Source organism: Anaeromusa sp. (genome assembly GCF_028691475.1).
Taxonomy (GTDB): domain Bacteria; phylum Bacillota; class Negativicutes; order Anaeromusales; family Anaeromusaceae; genus Anaeromusa.
The window spans coordinates 1-20,254 of sequence record NZ_JAQUZF010000018.1; the positions used below are offsets into that span (position 1 = coordinate 1).

The window sequence follows — 20,254 nt, forward strand, 5'->3', positions numbered from 1 at the left end:
CCGTTGTGCCGCTTGTGGTTATACCCTGGAAGTAGTTGAACTGGGACAAAAGAAATTCACTTGTGGCGAAGCTTCCTATGCGCGGACTTGCTTCATTGCCGATGCCATTGTCACTTGCTGCGACAAACCCATGGAGCTATTGGAACCAAACACAGTAGAAGCTTCTACCGAAAAGCACTTGCCTGTAGCTACATTTACGGATGACGGCAAACTAAACGTTAAAGTAGGCAGCGTTGCCCATCCTATGTTGACAGAGCATTTCATCCAATGGATTACCATTGTCTATAACGACACAGTACAGCGCATTACTCTGGAGGCTGGTCAAGCGCCGGAAGCAACTTTCTGCGTCTGTAACGCCGCCGAAGTTGACGTCTATGCCTATTGCAATCTCCATGGACTTTGGAAAAGCACTGTGAAAAAATAAGTTTCCAGGGCTAGTCTTCAAAAGCCAACTTATAAAACACAAATAAAAATCCCGTGAAAAGCCACTACGGTTTTTCACGGGATTTTTATTTATCCCATGCTATATCAGAGTATGCTGATCATACTAACAGCGCACTCATCAACTCCGCAAATTTCGTTATAGCAGCGGCAAGCCATTTGTCCTTATGATAAATAAGCCGAATAAAAGGTTCTTCTATCTTTTCAGCAACATCTAATTTTACCAGCTTTCCTTCTTTAATTTCCGACTGGACCGCAACCTCCGGTAGTAACGTAATGCCTATGTTGTTCTCTACAAATTTTTTAATAATCTCTGTATTTCCTGTTTCAAAATAAATAGCAGGCGTTAATCGTCTCATCTCGAATATCTGCTCAAATTTCTTACGATACCGACATTCTTTTTCTGTAACCAGAAAGGGTTCGTTTTCGATATCCTTGAGTGTGAGATTTGTTTTATATCGAAGCGGATTAGCAGGTCCGCACAAAAAGCAGAGCGGATTTCTTTGTTCAAAGGCGACAAGCACATCTTTAGGCGCTTCTGCAAAGTCCATATATAAAGCCACGTCAACGTTGCCTATTTTCACCTTCTCAAGTACGTCTCCAATCGTTCCTGTTACAATTTCAAGTTTTACATTTGGATATTTTTCTTTGTATTCTTTTACAAGACCAGGCATTATACTGGCGCATAATGAATGAATCCCTGCTATTTTTAATACTCCGCAAGGCTGGCTGGCATGCTTCAAATTTTCTTTCGCACGATCCATGGTAAAAAGAATTTGCTCCGTATATTCTAAGAAGGTTTTTCCCGCTTCCGTCAGACAAATTCGATTCCCCAAGCGTTCAAACAGTTTCACCTCTAGCTCGTTTTCCAATTGTTGAATCTGGGTTGTAATAGTTGATTGCGCATACCCCAATGCTGTTGCAGCATGACTTATATTCTCAAGTTCCGCAGCAATCTTAAAACTACGCAGCAATTTGAAGTCCATACATTTCCTCCTCTTTACCATTTTTAAACAACCAACTATCATTGTATTCGATTGTTTCTATTGCTAAAATCAATTTTACGGATACTTTTCTTTATGATACCTTTAATTTGACAATATTTCAAATTCCGAGGAGGAAATCAACATGAGAAAAGTATTGGTTCTATATTGCAGCGCTAGAAAAACTGGCAATTCCGCAACACTGGCTGCTTCATTCATTAAAGGCGCCCTCACGAAAGGTCACCAGGTTACAGAATATTTTATCCCCGATAAAACCATCGCGCCTTGCTTAGGCTGCAACTATTGCCAAACACATCAAGGAGAATGCATCCAAAAAGATGACATGCAAGAAGTTTCTCGCTTATTGCAAGAACACGATACGCTCGTCATTGCGTCACCTGTGTATTATCTCGGTTTCCCTGGCAGTTTCAAGCTTCTGTTGGATCGGACCTATAACGAAAGCGTCATCGGCCGAAAAATCACTGCCAGCATCCTATTAACAACCGCTTGCAAACAAGAGGCTTTTATTACAAACACCCTAGTGCAATACTATCGGTCCCTTGCTGACTATCTAGGCTGGAAAAACCTTGGCGTTATCAGTGCGAAGGGAGTTGAATCTCCTGGTGAAATCGCTGGCCTTCCTTGCCTTGATGCTGCATTTCAGCTAGGTTTAGAACTATAAGCTAGAAAACCAGTTACCTAAACAAAACGGTACGTTTCCTCTAAAGGATCCGTACCGTTTTGCACTCAAATTTCATTATTTTATATACCGCACCTTACCTTCAGCCTTCTCCCTCTTCAGGTACAATGCAAATGAAGCGAAATACGTCTTCGCCGCGGTTGATCATCTTGTGCAGCGCGCCAGATGGGATATAAGCAAAAGAACCGGCTTTCACCTCATGAGCCGTTCCGTCCAAATAAACGGTCCCTTCCCCTTGCAGAAAATAATTGATATGCGGCCACGGATGCGTATGCTCCGGCGTGTTCCCGCCTGGTTCCAGTTCAAACACTCGCATTACATAGCCTTCCCAACCTTCTTGCGGAGAGATACATACTTTTTTCCATGCTTTTTCCGCCCCGGGAATCTTCATGGCCACTGCGTTCACGTTGTCAATATGAGAAATCATGCTTGCTCACTCCTACTCTTTTTTGTTGCTCCTGCTAAGCAATTTAGCTTATATTTTCTCTCTTTCTACACCCATTTCCTTTGTACGCCTGCATGAATTTCAGTATAAACAAACTATTTTTTAGGCCAATATGCACAATAGCAGCATTGAATTTGATCACAAAGTTAAAACCATCATTCAAATTCAGGCCACGAAATACAAAATCGCCATAAAGAAACCTAGCTAGTCTTACTCTAGGTCTCCTTATGGCGATTTTCCCTGCAGTCAAAATGCGGATTTAGCCCTTAAACCGTCCGTCATCTTTTACCTCATGCATTTTATGTATGGATTTTTGAAACCAGCCGATTTTTTCAGTTATTCTATGATCAAATTCACCTATATAAGGCTTTATATCCAATACAGGAGTTTGATCCAAAATATCAACATCTTCAACATAAAGAAGGTTTTCGTCAACCATCTTGAGACGAACAACCGAAAAGCCGATAGGATTCGGTCTCGCGGGCGAACGCGTAGCAAAAATCCCGTGCGTATGATCATCTAAAAACGGCTTTACAGTTAATTTCGCCTTCTTTATATGATGAAAGTGATATAGCAAAATCAAATGAGAAAAGCCGTCTATATCTTTTAGCCCTTCCATATACTCATCATATACTTCGATAATAGCCTTGCTGCCAATGGCGGCTGCCGCTTGAATGGGCGTTCCTTCGGGCTCACAAAAAGTAGAATGGACAATGCCGATTGGGCTTACTTGCATCGTTTCAGCTCCCTCTCTTCCTATACTTCTTATTGCTCGATATTCACCTTTTCAATATCCTCTTCTCTTCGTAAAGCGTCCCAGCCGTCCTTCAAGACAAAAACCTTCTCAAAATTACAGTCTGCCAAGACCTGGGCAATGCGTATGCTGTATTTATCTTCCGGGCAAGAACAAAAGATAACATAGGCTTTTTCCGTATCAGCCGTCTTCAAAAACGATTCCAAAGCTTCCTCGTTTTTCGGATTGAGCCAAGTTTCGCCTGGTATTTCTTGCCGACTTAGGCTTCGGCTTTTTACGGAACGTACGTCAAGAAGCATTACATTGTCCTTAGCCGCCAAATACTGATCAACATCAATAAACCGTACCTCGTCTCCTTGTGCAGCAGCGGAAACCGTAAAAAGAAAGAATGCTAAAAAACAAATAATAATTTTCTTCATGGCATAGTTCACTTACCTTTTTGAAATTTATTTCTTATTATATCACATTACTGCACTGTTTTCCCTATGACCACCAGCCTATATTCTCCCATAATCGTTCCATCATCCAATTGCAGGGGCGCTTCCACGGCAGCTGCCAAGCGTCCATCCTTGCTAATCGCCGCTCCTGCGCAAGGCCCTTCCAAAGCCAAGCGATCAAGCACGCTTCCGTCGCGAAGCGAAAGCAAGGTCAAGCCATGTACAGATGCATCTTTCGTGCGGCTGTTTCGTCCCACCGCCACTGCCGCAGCCCCTTCGGATAGCGCCAATTGCTCCACCATGCCGCCCAGCTCTTTTTTTTCGATCAGCCGTCCTTGATAATCAAATAGAAAGACGCAATTAGAGCTAGGGTGCTCCATAGGCGTAGTCATCTGCCAATTAGCCCGGTTATAGGTATTGCCAGTAGTAAACACAAGTCGGTCTGCCGTTGCCTGTCCGTATAGTCCTGTGGCATTGACATAGATCCCGTTTACAAGCTCCGGCCTACTCAGCGTTCTTCTCCAAGCAAGCGTTCCGTCTTCACCGTGGTGTAAAAACGCCCTGCCATCACTGGCAAAGGAAACGACCCACTTCCCATCCTCAGTCACTTCCGGACTGGAGCGCAGCGTAGTTCTTTCATAAGGAGGAACTGGCGCCATAGCCGTACTCCACAATACTTGCCGCAGCCCATCGTCCAATTTATAGATGGATTGGTTATCCTGGCACTGCAGCTTAGCATCCCAATTGGCCGTCCCGAAAAACACCTGCCCCTGCGCAGAAACGCTCATCCAGCCTACCCAAGCGTCCAAATTACGCTCTGCTGGAAATTTTCCCAGCAAGGCGCCGGCCGGTGTATAGGCATACAAACGCCCCCGATACTCATAGCGGTCGGCAGATCGTATGGTTCGCTGCCCCGCCGCATATACCGTACCGAATCCAGACTCCCGAATGCAGACAATTCCGGGATAAGTTTTGTCGTTCAATCCAGAACCCAGTTCTTTAGCGGAACCACGACGCCAAAGTTCCTGGCCTGTTTGTGAGTCCAAGCAAATCAAATCTGCTTGAGGACCGTTTTCTCCGACATATAGACGTCGTCCATCCCGACTAAAAGCAAGGGCGCTGATCTTTCCGTTACCGCTGCGCTTGCGCCACTTTATCTTTCCCTTCTCACTCTCCAGCACAAAAAGCTCGCTGTTTTCCGTGCCAACCGCCAAAGCGTCCCCATCCGGCGAAAAGCATACAAAGCCTTTTGTAAAGCCCATGCGCTGGTAATTGTACACTTCCACCTGTCCTAACGGAACCTCCGCCACTACCTGATATAAGCCAGTGCTTGTCTTTAGAAAGCTGTCCTTATTGGTTCCGTCGCCTGCTTGCTGGAAAATATATCGCCCTAAAAAGAACAACGTTATAAAGAGCAGCGCTATGATCGCGACTGCCTTAGCTTGTTCGCGCCACCTGTCATTCATACCGTTATAGCCATCCTTTCATGCCATCATACAACGGCTGGCACCAGGAACCATAGTAAACCCCATAGAAAGCCAGCAAGGACAGTGTTTTGAAAGCAACTAACAGAACCATCAATAAGAGCAGCAACAAGCAAAACCGCTTTTGCCATTTGGGAAGCGCCAGCGTTACCTTAAGACGCTGTTTGCGCCCGAAGCCCCGGCTTTCTGCCGAAGCAGCCAGCGTAGCCGCTCGCCGCAGGGTTCTCGCCAAAATTGGAAACAGCGTTTTTCTGGCTAACGGCACTATTTCATCAGGCCGCCACCAGCGCAGCACGCCTTCTCCTTGCAGCCGCTGCGCCGTCAAAACAATCGCCGTTTCCTGAAACAAAACCGGCAGAAAACGCAAGCCCGTTGTCAGCATAAACGAAAGTTCATAAGGAAGCTTCCAGGCCATTAAATTGCGCAAAAGACTGCGGGAATCTGAAGTCCAAACCAAAAGCAGCCCTGCCGCCATCATGCTGCCGGACCGCAAAGCTTGCACAGCGCCATATTCAAGGCCTTCCCGATATACAAACACGCCTCCCGTAAGAACGCCAACAAGTGGAGTCACGGGCGGCACAAGGCAGGCTAAGATGGTGCGCGGTTCTTGATTGTAAAACAAAGCTTGGCTCATCATCGTCCCCCACATGCCCAAAAGGACAAAGAGAGATAAAAGTTTCCACCTTTCTAAGGACATGCGCGCCGCTCCGTGAAGACATAGAATAAAAGAAAACAAGCAAAACAAAGATTTGCCGCTTTCCACAACAATCACAAAAAGAGCGCAGCAGCCTAAGAAACAAAGTTTAACTCTGGCATCTAGTCGGTGCAGCAGCGTTTGCCCTGGCGTCGCTTCCCATATTTGACTGTCGTACATGCGCCACCACCTCCTCTACCGTTACATGCTTGCCGCCATACAATTCCTGCGCCAAAAGCAGCGCCGCCGGAGCGCGCAGACCGGCAGACGCAATCAGAGGTTGACTAAAAACAGCAGCAGGCGTACCATCTAAAAACACTTTCCCTTCGTTCAGCACCACTACGCGCTGCGCAAAACAAGCGGCCGCTTCCGTGTCATGGGTGCATAGAATAACCGTACCGCCGCCAGCCGCATACTCTTGCAGCAGGGAAACAATATCCCGAATATGGACAATATCCTGCCCGGTTGTTGGCTCATCCAAAAGCAGCACCGCCGGTTCACGCCCCAGCACCGCCGCCAGAGCTACCCGCAGACGCTGCCCTTTGCTCAAGGCCAAAGGAAATTCTTCTTCCATCCCTGTTAAGCCCAATCGTTCAAGCAGTCGCTGCTGCCATGGCGAAAGTTTCCCGGAAGCTCCCCCAACTTCCGCTCGTACCGTTTCTTCGAGCAGCATAAAATCCGGATTTTGCAGTACCATCCCTACAATTCCTTCGCCTACTCGCGGCGCTTTGCGTTGAACCAGAATTTCTCCCTCAGAGGGAGCCTGTAAACCGGCTATCAGGTGCAGCAGCGTCGACTTTCCCGCTCCATTGCAGCCCATAAGCGCCACAAACTCCCCTTTGTTAATTTGCAGATTCAAATCCTGCAATACCAAGTTTTGACGACGGCTATAATGGTAAGAAAGGACTTTAGCTTCTACTGCAGGCAAAGGCTCTATTGCCGAAGACGCTGGCTGCGGCAATGTCTCACCCCCAACTTTCATCGGATATGCTTCTTGAATGCACCGCACCGCTTCTTCTACTTCCAGTACAGCCGGAACGTCTAAACTGCGGCAAACATCCACCGTTTGGGGCAAGCGCAGCCCATAGCGGTCAAAGCGTTCCGCCTGCAACAGCGCTTCCTCCCTCGTGCCTTGCCAAACGATTCTTCCCTCTTGCATCATGGCAATATGAGTACATAAGGGCAAGGCTTCATGTAGACGATGCTCCACCAGCACCATCGCTGTATTGCGGCGGCGCAAAAGCGCCTGCAGCACCTCCAGCAGCTCCGTCGCTCCCTGAGGGTCAAGCTGACTGATTGGCTCATCCAAGGCCAAAATTCGCGGCTGCGCCGCCAGTACGGAAGCCACGGCCAAGCGTTGCTTTTGACCGCCGGACAAAGCATGTACGCTGCGCTTTTCCAGTCCCTCCAAACCCACCTGAAGCAATGCTTTTGACGCAGATAAAGCCGCCGCCTCAAAACCAACGCCCAGGTTTTCCAGGAAAAATGCCGCTTCTTCCTGTACTGACGAAGAAATCAGCTGATCATCGGGAGACTGAAACACCATACCTACGAGCTGGCTTCGTTCGCCTACGCTACATTCGCTTACCTCTTGTCCATCCAAGAATACCTTGCCCTGCAGCCTGCCGCCGCTCTCTTGTGGCACAAGGCCATTAAGCACTTGGAGCAGCGTACTTTTGCCGCAGCCGGTTTCTCCAGCTAACAGCAGCAGCTCCCCTGCTTGAACTTCTAGATTAATGTCCTCTAGGCTTGGCTTATTGCGCCGCGGGTAGGTATAAGTAACATGCTCTAAGCGAAGCAACGACTTCATCTTTTAATCTCCTCCCACGCGAATCAATTTCCGTCCTAAACGAATACCGCTCCAGGCGCCAATCGCCGTATATAGCAAACCATTTACGCCAACCAGCAGCGCAATATACCATTCAGCATAAAACAAGCGATACAAAAGACACATGGCTTGCAAACTTACATACGTCGCCGCGCCGTCGGCTACGGCGCAAGCGACGGCAATTTCTACCGCCTTTCTAGCTTGGAAAGACGCCCCGCCTTTCACTTGCTCCAGATAGCGATACAGTCCAGCGCCGTAAAAGAAGGCTTCCAGCAGCAACGCATGCATGCCAAAAGATAGAAAGCTGATAGGCGACATCTGGCCAAACGCCAACATGCCTAAAAGCATCCGCACCAATAGCGCCAGCGACAAAACACCTGGTCTTGGGATTAGCGCCGCCAAGGCCACCAGCAGCATATACAAGACAATACCGGAAAACAAACCGGTTACCAAGAAAGAAAAGGGTCCCAGCAATACATGCAGTACTTCCCCAAACAAAATAGTAGGCACGCTGACCACCGCAAAAGCGGCCGCTCCAAAAAGAGCCACCGTCGCCAGCCAGCGCGTTTTCATCGACGCCAGCAAGGGACGAAGACGAAAAGCGCCCCAAATAAAAGCCGCCATGACCAGCAACGCCGCCGCCAAAGTAACCCAAACAGCTCTGGCATCTTGTTTAACCATTTCCACAGGTCCGTTCCACACAACGCTTTCACCACCAGGCATAGCAATCTGCGCCTGCAGCAGACAAGCGCCATTGCGCAGCTTTCTTTCATCTGCATAGATCGGCAGCAATAGTGTCTGATGTCCTGAACCATCCAAAGCAACCATAGCGTGCAGACCTTCTTCGTCTCCGACCATGGCACCGCCTTCTTTGTCTTCACCAGATGTACCTGGTGTAAAAAGACCAGGCATTGCTTTGCCTGTGTGAACATCCGCCAGTTGCAGCGTAACAAGCCCCGGCCCTTGAATCCCACGAGGATTAGCCAGCGTCAACGCCGCATAGGTCACCGGATGAATAGCTTCCACTTCTTGATTAGACGCGCCTTTTCCCTGCAAAAGATTCTTCCAATAATCCCATTCTCGATCCCTAAGGACAACCGCGCGGGATTTCTTGCGCGCATCCCGATGCCCATCGCGATCTAACGGCAAATTTACATCGGTTATCTCCAGGAAAGCCATGCTTCCATCACCGTGAGTAACAACAATTTCTCTAGACTGCTTCTGTCCATCCGCCTCTAGCTGAAGAACTGCCGGCCCTTGAGGGGCATCAGAGGCCACCTTTACTCCCAGCCAAAAGAACTTTTGATCAAAGCCCACTTCTAAAGGAACTTCCGTGCGCCAGACATTTCCCTGCTGCTGCCATTTTCCTTCCCATTCATCAGACTGAAAAAAAGGTGGCAGCTCCACTTGTAACGAAGTCGTTACCCCCGCATTTTCGCGGTTCTCCACAGACAGCAGCAAATAGGCGCGTTCCCCTGGCTGCAAGGTTTCCTTCGCTTTTCCCGCTCCCAGCACATAGGGAAATTGGCAGTTCAAGCGCACCTGCGCCTGAACTGCCATTGTACTAAAAGCAAATAAAAACAGACCTGTCAAAAAACTTATGATGATTTTATTTTTGCCTTGTTCCCATTTACATTTCATCATTCACCTATTCACGTTAGAAAGTAGCCGTCAAGCCCAGACGGAACGAGCGTTCCGGCATATAGTAGGCGCTGCTGTTCGTTGTAACATCGCGCCGGTTGAGCAGATTGTCCACATCAAAGGTCAGGGTACGATTTTCTTTCAATTTATAGCCTACGTGGAGCGAAACAGGAATCATCGCACTGCGTTCCAGTCCATCACTATCTACACGATCTCCATAATACATCGCGCTCAAATCCGCCGTCCAAGGACCGCTCATATAGTGTAATGCTCCATTAAAAGTCATGCGGCCCAGCGTCTTGGTCCAAGCGCTGCCATCGCTTTCCTGCTGTTCCGGATTACCAAAACTGCTGCCCAAAGAATAACTCCAATGCTTACTCAATTTATGATCATAGCTAGCTTCGATACCGCTATTACGGAACTTTGAAACATTTTGCGCTACATAATAGGTAGAGCCCCCTGAAACTATTTTTTTCCAAGTGATTTGATCGTCAACTTCCAAGTGAAACGCCGCAACTTTCCACTTCACATCTCCTTTTTCGTATTTATATCCTACTTCCTGGTTGAGTCCTGTTTCCGGTTTCAAATCAGGGTTAGAAATAAAGTTGTCGCTGCTAGTTTTATACAACGCAGTAAAATTGGGCATCCGGAAAGATTTACTGGCATTTAGATACAACGAACGGTTTTCATCTAAACGATGCAAAAATTGCAGTTGCGGCGAAAGAGCGTCAAATCGCTGCCCTTCGCCTGTTTTTACAACATCCTCGCGGGCGCCGATAATCAGGCGGTTTTTACTGCCCAGTTCTTTATCCCATTGCATATACAGCGCGTAATGATTACGGTCATGCGGCCCGTTGGTATAGGGCGCTTTTAACGTTCTAGCCGCTTTATTTCCAGATAAGGTTTGCCCAAAATCATTGTACGATTCCCGCTGCATCGTCGTTCCTGCAAGCCAGGTTGCGCCCCCGGCCTGCCAGGTTTTTTGCGTGTCGATGCCATATACGGTATTCGTGGTATCTGTCCAATCATGCTTATTCGCTAAAGCCGGTTCGGTGCCCCGCTGATCCACATGTTGACGATTAAAGTACGCTTTGCTACTCCAGCCGTTCTTATCATACGCCAACTGCAGGCGATGCGATTCATCGATGTAATCGCTGGAACGCAACAACGAATCATCGCCAACTTTTTTATACATCACTGAATAATCATCTTTCCCGTAGGAGTAATTAGCGGAAAAATGATCATCAAATTTATAATGCCAGTTCACATTGTTTTTGGTAGCGTCTCCAAAAGCGGTGTAATAGCTACCCCCGGTAGTCCCATAGGTAGCATTAGCCTTGGGATCTGTCATCACGCCGCTTTCATTGGTTTTGCCGAAGGAAACATTAAAGCTCGATTTACCGGCTTGCAACGATACGCTGTGGCTTTGACCGTCATTACCGCCGGAAACAGTAACGCTGTTTTGCACTTTTTCGCGCGTAATGATATTAATAATGCCCCCAAGAGCCTCACTCCCATAAAGAACCGAGCCGCCGCCCTTCAGCACCTCTACGCGCTCCACCTGTTCCACCGGAATACTCTCCAAGTGATAATACCCATTCATGTTGATGGGAACGCCGTTCATCATAACCAAGGTGCCGCTTTCTACACCGCGAATAATGATTTTACTGGTCATATTTCCCCAAGACTGACCATGCGGCCCCATCGAACTATAAATCAAGCCAGTCGAGTATTTGAGGGCATCCGCCAAATTGGTCGCCCCGGTAGCTTTAAGCTGCTCCCGGCTGTAGCTGCTGACATCGGCTGGCGTTTCCAAGTTCTTAGACTTATAACGCAACGCCGTTACGGTCACGTCTTCCAGCGAAAATTCTTCCGTCTCCGCCGCAGTTTTCGCCTCCGAACCCGGTTTAGACGCTTCCGCCGCCCAGCCCGACTGCGCCGCACTGCCCACCAACAGCGAACTCAGCAGTAAACACGCCCACAAACGCTTCTTATGTCTTGCCAAATTTTCTTTTCTCACTACACACAACTCCTCTATGTACTTCTTATTATGTTTTACGCATCCGCAGCGTTATCTACAGCTCACCTTGCGCCGCCGGCTTCGCGCTGCGCCCGCCAGCCGCGCAAAATCCGCACCAAGCCGTCGCTCTCTATCGAACGCAGTGGACGGTAGGTTCCCTGTAACCGCAGAGCAATTTCTTTGGCAATGCCCATGCGAACAAAGTCCTCTTCCGTATCAATCACCAACGCGGGGATGTCCTGATTCCCCAGTTTTTCCGCAGCGTCCCGCGCTTCTTGCACAGGGTCTGCGCCGCCGCTGTTAGCGCGCCCGTCTGTAACCAAAACAATAACAGGCCTGGATTCTTTTTCCCGCAAACGCAAACACTCAATCTCCCGGGCCGTTGTCTCCAGCGCCGCAGCTAATGGCGTACGGCCTCCTGTAGGCAGCTGCTGCAAGCATTTTCGCGCTAAATCCAAACTGCGGGTTACTGGCAAAAGCATTTCCGCCTCATGGCGGCGAAAGGCGACAAGAGCAACACGGTCCCGTTTTTGATAGGCATCCTGTAAGAATGATAAAATCGCCCCTTTGACCGCCGCCATTCTCTTTTTGGCCCCCATAGATCCGCTGGCGTCGACCACAAAAAAGAAAACGCCTCCCACGCGTGTTTCCCGCACCTTTTGGCGTAAATCCTCCGTTTTTATCACCAGCTTTACGCCTTGAGACGCTCTTTTTTTCTGCCAAGGTGCAGCCGCACGCAAGGTTGCGTCAAAAGCCAGATCGCTGACCTTGCCGTTAGGAAAAATGGCCCGCACATACCGTCCCTGCTTCAAGGAGGAACGAGTACGGCTGCGCTTGCCATTACCAGCCCGTTCGCGGCGATCCATGGTCTCTTCCAATTTCATCTGCATTAAACCCTTTAGCAATGGCAGATCCACTTTTTCCTGAGAGGTCGGCTCCGAGTCCGGCTCCGGTGGTTTATCCTGTTCCTTTTGCTCGTTTTCCGGCGTTTCGTCTTGCTGGTTTTCATTTTCCGCCGGCTTTTCTGCGTCTATTTCCGGCTCTTGCGGCTGCTGCAGATCATCCTGCTCGCTTTGCTCGTTTTCCGGCGGTTCTTCCTCCTGCTGCGAATCCCCCTGGTTTTCTTCCGACATAGGCGGTTCTTGCTGCTGCCGCACTCGATGCGGCAATACGTAGAGAGCCGCTTTTTCCATGTCTTTAGGCAGTACGTATAAACGCTCATCTAATGCAGCGGCGCTCTTAGCCGCTTCCAGTAAAAACAACTCACCCCGATGTCCTGCGCAATGTCCTTGCGAGCACCACGCCGCCGCCAATTCCATCATTGCCGCGGAAACTTCGACCTGACACACGCATTCTCTAGCTTGCAATATTTTATCTCGCAAGTGTCTTTCCTCAGCTTCCCACGTCTTAGCTACTTGCTCCGGTTCCCGCTCCCAGCGCAGCACTTGTTTGACGATTTGCGCGCGCAAAGGGGCCTCCTTTTCCGCACTTATGGATACCATAAGTCCAAAACGATCCAAAAGAGCGTCAGGCAAGGTTCCTTCTTCCGGATTCATCGTACCTACCACACAAAACGAAGTTTTACTCACCTGGGACAAGCCTTCACGCTCAATACGCACACAACCGGACAATGCGGCGTCCAGCAGCGGACCAATCACTTCGCTGCGCAGTAAATTCACTTCATCTACATACAGCACACATCCGTCCGCTTCCGTTAACAGGCCTTTTTGCAGTCGTTCTTTCCCCGTCTCCAAGGCTGTTTCCCAATCGAGGCTGCCAAAAAGTCGGTCCTCCGTAATATGTAAGGGCAGCGTACGCAAGCCTAGTTCCGGGGCCAAAATTCCTAAAGAGCGAACCAAGGTCGATTTTGCGCTGCCCTTATCCCCGGAAAGCAAAATCCCTCCGGCTGCGGGATTGACCACAGCCAAAAGCAGCGCTTCTTTAGCCTGTTTTTGACCCACAATGGCCGAAAAAGGCATTACTCCGCCGCTGCGCATGTTCCATTCTCCTCTGCTGCGCCAAACAGTTCATCTAGTACCTGAACTGAAAGGCTCGCTTCTTCAAAAGGCCGCCGCCGCATGCGGTGCGGCAAAGCCAAAGACGCCGCGCGGCGCACATCCAGCAGCGTGGCTTCCTTACGCTCCTCCAGGGCCGCCAAAGTTAAAGCCGTTTTAATGACCGTAATATCCGCCCGATGTCCGTCCACGCCCAACTTTAAGGAAGCCTCGGCTACCCGCAAGAGCAATTCATCCTCAATCGCTACCTGGGGCAGCAGCTTCCTCGCGGCGGTAATTTTCCGCGCCAATTCCTCTTCCGCCGCCTCCCAAGCGCCGCGAAATTCCCTTGGCCCCGCTTCATAAGCCATGCGCCGTTTAATGACCTCCACCCGAGAAAAAGCTTCATTTTCGCCAGCCACTTCCACAGACAGCGCAAAACGGTCCAATAACTGCGGGCGAATATCCCCCTCTTCCGGGTTCATCGTACCAACCAGCACAAACCGGGCCGGATGCGAATAAGAAACGCCTTCGCGTTCTACCGTATTGACGCCCATCGCCGCGGCGTCCAGCAAAACATCCACTACATGATCGTCAAGCAAATTGATTTCATCAACATACAAAATATTGCGATTGGCTTCCGCCAAAATGCCGGGTTCAAATTTCTTTTCCCCTTCTTTAATGGCGTACTCCATATCCAAGGTCCCCACTACCCGGTCTTCCGTAGCGCTCACAGGCAGTTCCACGACGCGCATAAAGCCTGAAACGCCGCTAAGGGCGCCATTCTTCGCCAGTTTGGCGGCACAAGCGTCACATAAGCGTCCCGCATCCGTCGGGTCGCAATGAAAGGGACAGCCAGCCGCCATTTCAACAGCCGGCAAGAGCGCCGCCAAGGCCCGTACGGCCGTTGACTTTGCAGTTCCCTTTTCCCCTTTAACCAATACGCCCCCTAATGCCGGATTCACCACATTTAAAAGCAGAGCCAGCTTCATGTCCTCCTGCCCGACAATAGCGCTAAAAGGATATACTTGGGTTCGTTTCATAGTTAACTCCTCCATCTATCTTTATTGCTTATGCTCTTGCAGCCACCAGCGCGCCGCCGTGCGTTTCAACGCACATTCCCCTTCGACGTTCTGCGGCGCTCCTTGTGCATCGTACCATCTGGAAAAACAGCCGCCGCCGCAATGCGGCAGCCATTGGCAGTTGCGACACATAGCCATACCGTCGCAGATTCGTTCCGCCGCGCGCTTGCGTAAAAGCGGCTCCGGTCCTTCCTCTACGCGCCCCAGGTAAAAATGCGCATCCCCTGACAACGACGCGCAAGCGTATAGCGAGCCGTCTGCAGCCACATACAAGGCTTCGCCAGTCATCGCATGACAGTGTCCAAAGCAGGCTAGCTTGCTTTGCTGCAATTTATCGACTCTGGCGACTTGGGCCATCTCCAGAGCCCCCCCGTTAGCCTTGCGCCAAAACTCATTTCTCTCCAGCGCCTGCCAAAAGCCCTGCTCCACTTGCGCCGCTTGCGGCGCTTGCACCTGATCGCCTCTGCCTCTTGGACGCAGCAGATCAAAGCCTAACGAGCGCGCGCACCCTAAGTAGCACGCCATATCAACCGTCTCCGACAGCTTAAGAACATTTTCCGCCGTAACCACGCAAGTAACTCCTGCGCCGCATTTTTCTTCCGCCAAATTCTTCATACCCAAAGCCACGGATTGCATAGTTCCTTTGCCGTCCGGAAAGCAGCGCATTTGATCGTGAACCGCAGGCCTGCCGTCCACACTAACCCCCACGCCGACTCCGTATTGACGCAGCTGTTTCGCTAGCTCCGCCGTAAGAAGCGAGCCATTTGTCTGCATCTGCAGCACAGCCGGCCATTTTCGTTCCCGAATCCAGGCCGCCGTCTTGAGCAGCGCCTCCGCCGCCAGCAGCGGCTCTCCTCCTGTAAACTGCACTAAAAATGGCTCTTGTGATTCTTGTGATGCCGCTACGGAGGCTATCGCCTGCTTAGCGACCGCCAGCGGCATGGACAACGGCTTTTTTCCGGCGGCATAACAGTAGCGGCAGGCAAAATTACATTGCCCTGTCAATTCCAAAATCAAAACGCGGCAGCCTTGCCAGCTATGCATCGCTTCGTTCCTCCAGGTCTCCTTCAATATCCAACTGCAACCGGCGCAACTGTTGCAGCATGGCTTCGTCTGTCTGCCACAACTGCCGCTGTGACGCTTCCAAGAGTTTCTCCGTAATGCGCTCCAACGCCCACGGATTGACCTCTTTCATCCACTCCTGCATAGTCGCGTCAAGAGCATATTTTTCCGCCAAAGTTTGATACATCCAGTCTTCCATGACCGCGCTGGTGGCATCCCAGCCCAAGCAGCGAGAAACCAAGCCGGCTAAATCTGCTGCGCCTTTATAACCGTGATGTTTCATACCTTCAATAAATTTAGGATTCGCCATCTCGCCGCGAAAAAGACGCTTCACTTCCTCCTGGAGCGACCGCACCTTCACCTGGCCGCGATCCGAGGTGTCGCCGCAATAAGAGCGGGGAGCTTCCCCTTTCAGCGACCTAACAGCGGCAATCATGCCGCCATGATAGGAGTTGAAATCATCCGAATTGAACATGTTGACTTCCCGATTGTCTTCGTTTTTCACCGTTACATCCAGCATCTGCAAGCGCTGCGCAAACAAGGCAGGCACGAAATCCCCCTGAGCTTTTGCGCCATAAGCATGAGCGCCCCAGCGCACATAGGCTTTCGCTAAATCGTCTACCGACTCCCAGTTGCGCTCTTCAATGACGCTTCCCACACCGGCGCCATAGGCGCCCGGCGGACAGCCAAAAATACGAAAGCTCGCCTGACGCCAAGCGTCGCTTGGCGCAGCACCGTTTACCGCCAGCTGCGCGGCATCCTGCTGCACATGCTTGCGCACATAGTTATCCTCGGCGTCTTCTTCCAAGGCAGCCACCATGGCAACGGCTTCATCCATCCATTGAACCACTACCGGCATGGCATCGCGAAACATGCCGCTGATGCGGGCGGTTACGTCCAGGCGCGGACGTTTCAATTCCGCCAGTGGGATCACTTCCAAGGCAATGACCCGCTGACTTCCTTTTTGCCAAACCGGCCGCACTCCTAAAAAGTAAAGAAATTCCGCAATGCATTGCCCTCGGCTGCGCATATTGGCGCCGCTCCAAAAAATCATGCCAATATTTTCCGGATACCGCCCTTCTTCCGCAATGTAACGGGCAATCACGCCATCACCTAGTTGGCAGCCCAGCTCCCACGCCGCCGGGGAGGGCAGCAGCTTTGGATCGACGCCATAAAAATTGCGCCCTGTGGGCAGTACGTCAGTCATACCGCTGGTAGGCGAGCCAGCAGGGCCCGGCTCTACATAACAGCCGGATAAAGCGTCCAGCAAATGGCCCATTTCCTGACTTGTCGCCTGCAATGCCGGAACCAGCACTTCGCAAATATGCTCCGCTAACCCTGCCAGCTGTTCCCGCAACAAAGCATCACAATCACCAATACTAGCCACCGCGCTTCGCCGCGCCGCTTCATTAAAATTCCCGGCTTGCAAAATGCCGATAAAACGCCTGGCCGCTTCTTCCACTTCATCCAAAATCCGCCCCTGCGTTTGCAGGCCGTCTGGCGTCAGCACGCCGCTTGCCGCCAGCAAAGCCTCATACTCATAGCCGCGGATGTTAACCAGCAGTTTCGGCAAAGAAGGCTGCTCCGCCTGCTCGACGCGAGTCAGCGCCAGCAAGTAGCCAAGAAGAGTCTCCTGCTGCGGCGCCTGCCCGAGTATATGCAAACCTGTACGAATGGACATGTTTTTAATATCTGAAATATAGGCGTGCAGCTTTAAAGCATAAGCTGAAAAGTCCGCCTCCGGCGGCACTTCCTTTTCCATGGATGCAGTCGCCGCTTTTTCCCGAATTCGTCCAGCCGCTACCTCCGCCTGTTCCGGTTGAAAGGTTAGGAAATGCTGGTACTCTTCGAGCATTTTTTCTAATTCTTCCAGTTCTTCATACGCTTCCGCCCTAGCCATGGGCGGCGGCAAATGCCCGATTAGGCAGGCGGCGCTGCGCCGTTTAGCCTGTACGCCTTCGCCAATAACCGTAATCAAGTACGGATATACGTTCGGCAAGTCCGCCAATGCCAAATCCGGATAGCACGCTTCGCTCAGTCCCGCGCCCTTGCCTGGCAGCCATTCCAACGAGCCATGAGTTCCAATATGTACCACCGCATCCGCTTGAAAATCCTCTTTCAGCCAGCGATAAAAGGCCAAGTAATGATAGGTGGGCGCACAATCCGGCGAATGATACAGTTTCCCCGGATCTCCTTCAAAGCCTCGCGGCGGCTGAACCGTAACCACCACATTACCCAGGCGTAAACCAGGCACCAGCAAGCCTTCTTCATAACAAAAGGCTTCTCCCGGAGCCTCTCCCCAGCTTTCCTTCATATGCGTCCGCACTTTTGGGGGCCACTGTTTCGCCCATTCTTGAACCCGTTTTGACTCAACCCAGCCCAAAGCAGTCTTCTTTTGTTTGTCTGTCAAAAAACGTCCGTCATTGGTCGCTTGGGCCAGCATGGCTTCCAGCAGCTCCGCCCCATTCGCGGGCAGCTCGCCAACTAGATAGCCGGCTGCCTCCATTCTCTCCAGCAGCCGCTGTACGCTTGCGGGAGAATCAAGACCTTCCGCCGTACCGATATTGAAATTGCGGGGCGGATAATTATGAAAAATGATAGCAATTTTCTTTTCGCTATTCTTCTTCTGACGCAGCCTAGCCCACTTTGCCGCCCTGGCAGCCATAGCCTTGCACCGTTCCGCGATCGGTTCAAAATGACTTGCCCCGTCTTCAGCTGGATTTTTCGCTGCCAGAGGCGCTCCATGAATCACACCGTCAATCTCTGGAAGCACAACACAGCAAGAAAGTTCTACAGGGTTTAGACCGGTTACGCTTGTCTCCCAGCTCTCCTCTGTTTGCAGCAAGGTAACGCCTTGTAAAATCGGCACATTCAATTTCTGTAAAAACAAAGGATCCACAGGACGGCCAACAGTAAGGGAAAACTTGAAGCAATTAATAACAACATCCACTAAGCAGCGTCCTGTTGCATCAAAGAAAAAACGCCGTACCGCCTCATCTACGCCCGGCGCCCCTAAAGCCTCGTTCTTGGCCCAATGGCTAAAAACCGGAATGACCTGCAGCCCCTGCGCCTCCAGCTCTCGAATCAAGCTTTCCTGATGCCGCAAATCGCGCCAAACCCACTCATCGCGTGGAAACAAGACGCCCGCAACTAATTTAGCCCCGTGTAAAAATTGCTCTTTGTAAATTGCAATATCTTGTATTGTTCCTTCCTGACCAGAACGAAAGATTCCTTGCCAGGGCTGAGGCACAGGTTCCTTCCATAACTCGCCGTTACCTTCAGCGACATTGCGAAGCCAGAGCCAAAGATTGCAATAATTTTCTTTTCCTCCATAAGTCAAATATCGCCGCAAACGAGTTTGCTCTTCTTCTTCAAACCCTTGTTTTTCTCCACCTTCCGCCAAAGGATTCGCCGGCAGAACTATGTACTTTTTTCCTCGATACTTTAAATAGTCTATTGTTTTTTTTAGAAAATCCCATTCTTTACCATGTCCCATCCAGGAACAGATAAAGCAGCCGCAGTTATCTAACTGCCGCTGCCATTCTATATTCCATCGTAAATTTTCATGTAAATCCACGACACGACCTAGGTTTATTGTCTCATCACCGCTGCGCAATTCCTGTAACGCTTGTTGCATTTGGCGATACTGACGATCAATATTACTGCTGAAGATTATGGGCTTCACAATCATTCTCCTTTTGGCAAGATCCTATATAAAAAACCACTGGCGACAGCGCAGCCGGAGAGTCTTCTCGATCCGCAGAGTTACATTGCCGTTGCGGCTTTTCCAGCGCCTTTTCAATACTTTGTATTTGCTGTGCTTCACTAGTAAATAAAGGCAGCAACAACCAAGGAATTCCATATTCACGCTGCAAATAACGAGCCATTGGCGCTCCCAATTCTTTATGCACAACTACATTCAAGGAAACTTGTACAGACTCGGCAATTTCTTCTAAAGAGCTTCCCATTCCCGGTATCGCTTTTACAACAATACTTTTTTGACGTAATAACTCGCGAAGACGCACTATACGCACCAAATCACCTGCATACGCAGGTGAACCGCCAAGTAAAGCAACCCTTGCTTCCTTGCTCTGCTTTCTCTTTGGTATCGGTAAAAGCTGGAATAAAGTAGCCATAGCACTGCGATATCCTCTAGCAAAAGCATCTTGCCCTTGGATATCTCCCCAAAAATAATTTTGGTTTTGAAAAACCATTTTCTTCCTAGCATCAGTTTCTTTTAAAGCGTTGCTACGCAAAAATCCTTTTTGCGTACAACTTCTTTCAACTCCCTGGCGCTCCAGCAAAGAACATGCTTGCAAATAACACTGAAGCGGGGCATTTTCGGTAGAGTTTACGTCTGGTATTCCAGCAAAAAAAGCTGCCGCACCTTGCATTAATGCTTTTTTCTCTTCCCATTCTTGACAAGAACGCTCTACCGCCATTTCCCTCGCTCCCTTCTGTACAGCACCAACAGTTCTATCAAATCAGGCTTCTAAGCGTTTGCTCTTTTACCTGGATTAGAAAAAAGAAGCCCCTACCCCTGGGGCTCGTCTCTATGCGAGACTTATAGTGAGCAATGAAATAAATCTATCTTAAAACTCCCATCACACTCCAGACGGAAGATTCAAGATCCACTTTTTCTTCTGTCTAAGACAAAAGAAAACATCCCACCTACAACGATGGAATGTT

The 20,254-nt window shown here is 50.0% G+C and carries 16 protein-coding genes; 2 read left to right on the forward strand and 14 right to left on the reverse strand.

The features are described 5' to 3' along the window. On the forward strand, positions 1–424 hold a 424-nt coding region (locus PHF27_RS04280), incomplete at its 5' end, for a desulfoferrodoxin family protein (RefSeq protein WP_300066520.1). A gap of 118 nt (positions 425–542) precedes the next feature. Here the strand turns inward: PHF27_RS04280 and PHF27_RS04285 are convergent. Beyond that, a complete protein-coding gene (locus PHF27_RS04285) occupies positions 543–1,427 on the reverse strand; it encodes a LysR family transcriptional regulator (protein ID WP_300066522.1) in 885 nt (294 codons plus the stop codon). 142 nt (positions 1,428–1,569) lie between these two features. On the opposite strand from PHF27_RS04285, the gene PHF27_RS04290 reads away from it, so the two are divergent. Next, the gene (locus PHF27_RS04290) at positions 1,570–2,106 is read left to right on the forward strand and encodes a flavodoxin family protein (protein WP_300066525.1); all 537 of its coding nucleotides are present in this window, start codon (positions 1,570–1,572) and stop codon (positions 2,104–2,106) included. 100 nt (positions 2,107–2,206) lie between these two features. On the opposite strand, the gene PHF27_RS04295 is transcribed toward PHF27_RS04290, so the two are convergent. From PHF27_RS04295 to PHF27_RS04355, 13 genes are all read right to left on the reverse strand, one after another. Next, entirely contained in the window at positions 2,207–2,551 is a 345-nt protein-coding gene (locus PHF27_RS04295; protein ID WP_300066528.1) for a cupin domain-containing protein, read from the reverse strand. Between the two features lie 277 nt (positions 2,552–2,828). Continuing rightward, positions 2,829–3,305, reverse strand: coding sequence for a tRNA (N6-threonylcarbamoyladenosine(37)-N6)-methyltransferase TrmO (gene tsaA / locus PHF27_RS04300; RefSeq protein WP_300066531.1), 477 nt, complete (start codon positions 3,303–3,305; stop codon positions 2,829–2,831). A 29-nt stretch (positions 3,306–3,334) separates the two neighbouring features. Beyond that, positions 3,335–3,742, reverse strand: coding sequence for a rhodanese-like domain-containing protein (locus PHF27_RS04305; RefSeq protein WP_300066535.1), 408 nt, complete (start codon positions 3,740–3,742; stop codon positions 3,335–3,337). A gap of 47 nt (positions 3,743–3,789) precedes the next feature. After that, entirely contained in the window at positions 3,790–5,226 is a 1,437-nt protein-coding gene (locus PHF27_RS04310) for a PQQ-binding-like beta-propeller repeat protein (protein WP_300066538.1), read from the reverse strand. A 4-nt stretch (positions 5,227–5,230) separates the two neighbouring features. Further along, positions 5,231–6,118 (reverse strand): energy-coupling factor transporter transmembrane component T, encoded by an 888-nt coding sequence (locus tag PHF27_RS04315; protein ID WP_300066541.1) that lies wholly within the window; start codon positions 6,116–6,118, stop codon positions 5,231–5,233. Next, positions 6,048–7,748: an ABC transporter ATP-binding protein gene (locus PHF27_RS04320; RefSeq protein WP_300066544.1), complete on the reverse strand. Its 1,701-nt coding sequence runs from the start codon at positions 7,746–7,748 to the stop codon at positions 6,048–6,050. The genes PHF27_RS04315 and PHF27_RS04320 overlap by 71 nt, the downstream gene beginning before the upstream one ends. Positions 7,749–7,751: 3 nt before the next feature. Then, positions 7,752–9,410 carry a hypothetical protein gene (locus PHF27_RS04325; RefSeq protein ID WP_300066547.1) on the reverse strand — a complete coding sequence of 553 codons (1,659 nt, stop codon included), beginning with the start codon at positions 9,408–9,410 and terminating at the stop codon, positions 7,752–7,754. 13 nt (positions 9,411–9,423) lie between these two features. Beyond that, on the reverse strand, positions 9,424–11,427 hold the full coding sequence (locus tag PHF27_RS04330; RefSeq protein ID WP_300066550.1) for a TonB-dependent receptor: 2,004 nt from the start codon (positions 11,425–11,427) through the stop codon (positions 9,424–9,426). Positions 11,428–11,489: 62 nt separating this feature from the next. Beyond that, entirely contained in the window at positions 11,490–13,424 is a 1,935-nt protein-coding gene (locus PHF27_RS04335; protein ID WP_300066551.1) for a VWA domain-containing protein, read from the reverse strand. Next, positions 13,406–14,464: an AAA family ATPase gene (locus tag PHF27_RS04340; RefSeq protein ID WP_300066552.1), complete on the reverse strand. Its 1,059-nt coding sequence runs from the start codon at positions 14,462–14,464 to the stop codon at positions 13,406–13,408. The genes PHF27_RS04335 and PHF27_RS04340 overlap by 19 nt, the downstream gene beginning before the upstream one ends. A gap of 21 nt (positions 14,465–14,485) precedes the next feature. After that, entirely contained in the window at positions 14,486–15,547 is a 1,062-nt protein-coding gene (locus PHF27_RS04345) for a radical SAM protein (protein WP_300066553.1), read from the reverse strand. Beyond that, on the reverse strand, positions 15,540–19,250 hold the full coding sequence (gene cobN / locus PHF27_RS04350) for a cobaltochelatase subunit CobN (protein WP_300066554.1): 3,711 nt from the start codon (positions 19,248–19,250) through the stop codon (positions 15,540–15,542). The genes PHF27_RS04345 and cobN overlap by 8 nt, the downstream gene beginning before the upstream one ends. After that, positions 19,225–20,007 carry a nitrogenase component 1 gene (locus PHF27_RS04355; protein ID WP_300066555.1) on the reverse strand — a complete coding sequence of 261 codons (783 nt, stop codon included), beginning with the start codon at positions 20,005–20,007 and terminating at the stop codon, positions 19,225–19,227. Before PHF27_RS04355 ends, cobN begins: the two co-directional genes overlap by 26 nt. Positions 20,008–20,254 lie beyond the last annotated feature (247 nt).

Coding starts and splice junctions, on each gene's coding strand:
- PHF27_RS04290 (WP_300066525.1), top strand. CDS start 1,570: ATGAGAAAAGTATTGGTTCTATATTGCAGCGCTAGAAAAACTGGCAAT.
- PHF27_RS04325 (WP_300066547.1), bottom strand. CDS start 9,410: ATGATGAAATGTAAATGGGAACAAGGCAAAAATAAAATCATCATAAGT.
- PHF27_RS04320 (WP_300066544.1), bottom strand. CDS start 7,748: ATGAAGTCGTTGCTTCGCTTAGAGCATGTTACTTATACCTACCCGCGG.
- PHF27_RS04305 (WP_300066535.1), bottom strand. CDS start 3,742: ATGAAGAAAATTATTATTTGTTTTTTAGCATTCTTTCTTTTTACGGTT.
- PHF27_RS04315 (WP_300066541.1), bottom strand. CDS start 6,118: ATGTACGACAGTCAAATATGGGAAGCGACGCCAGGGCAAACGCTGCTG.
- PHF27_RS04285 (WP_300066522.1), bottom strand. CDS start 1,427: ATGGACTTCAAATTGCTGCGTAGTTTTAAGATTGCTGCGGAACTTGAG.
- PHF27_RS04295 (WP_300066528.1), bottom strand. CDS start 2,551: ATGATTTCTCATATTGACAACGTGAACGCAGTGGCCATGAAGATTCCC.
- PHF27_RS04310 (WP_300066538.1), bottom strand. CDS start 5,226: ATGAATGACAGGTGGCGCGAACAAGCTAAGGCAGTCGCGATCATAGCG.
- PHF27_RS04355 (WP_300066555.1), bottom strand. CDS start 20,007: ATGGCGGTAGAGCGTTCTTGTCAAGAATGGGAAGAGAAAAAAGCATTA.
- PHF27_RS04335 (WP_300066551.1), bottom strand. CDS start 13,424: ATGCGCAGCGGCGGAGTAATGCCTTTTTCGGCCATTGTGGGTCAAAAA.
- tsaA (WP_300066531.1), bottom strand. CDS start 3,305: ATGCAAGTAAGCCCAATCGGCATTGTCCATTCTACTTTTTGTGAGCCC.
- PHF27_RS04345 (WP_300066553.1), bottom strand. CDS start 15,547: ATGCATAGCTGGCAAGGCTGCCGCGTTTTGATTTTGGAATTGACAGGG.
- PHF27_RS04340 (WP_300066552.1), bottom strand. CDS start 14,464: ATGAAACGAACCCAAGTATATCCTTTTAGCGCTATTGTCGGGCAGGAG.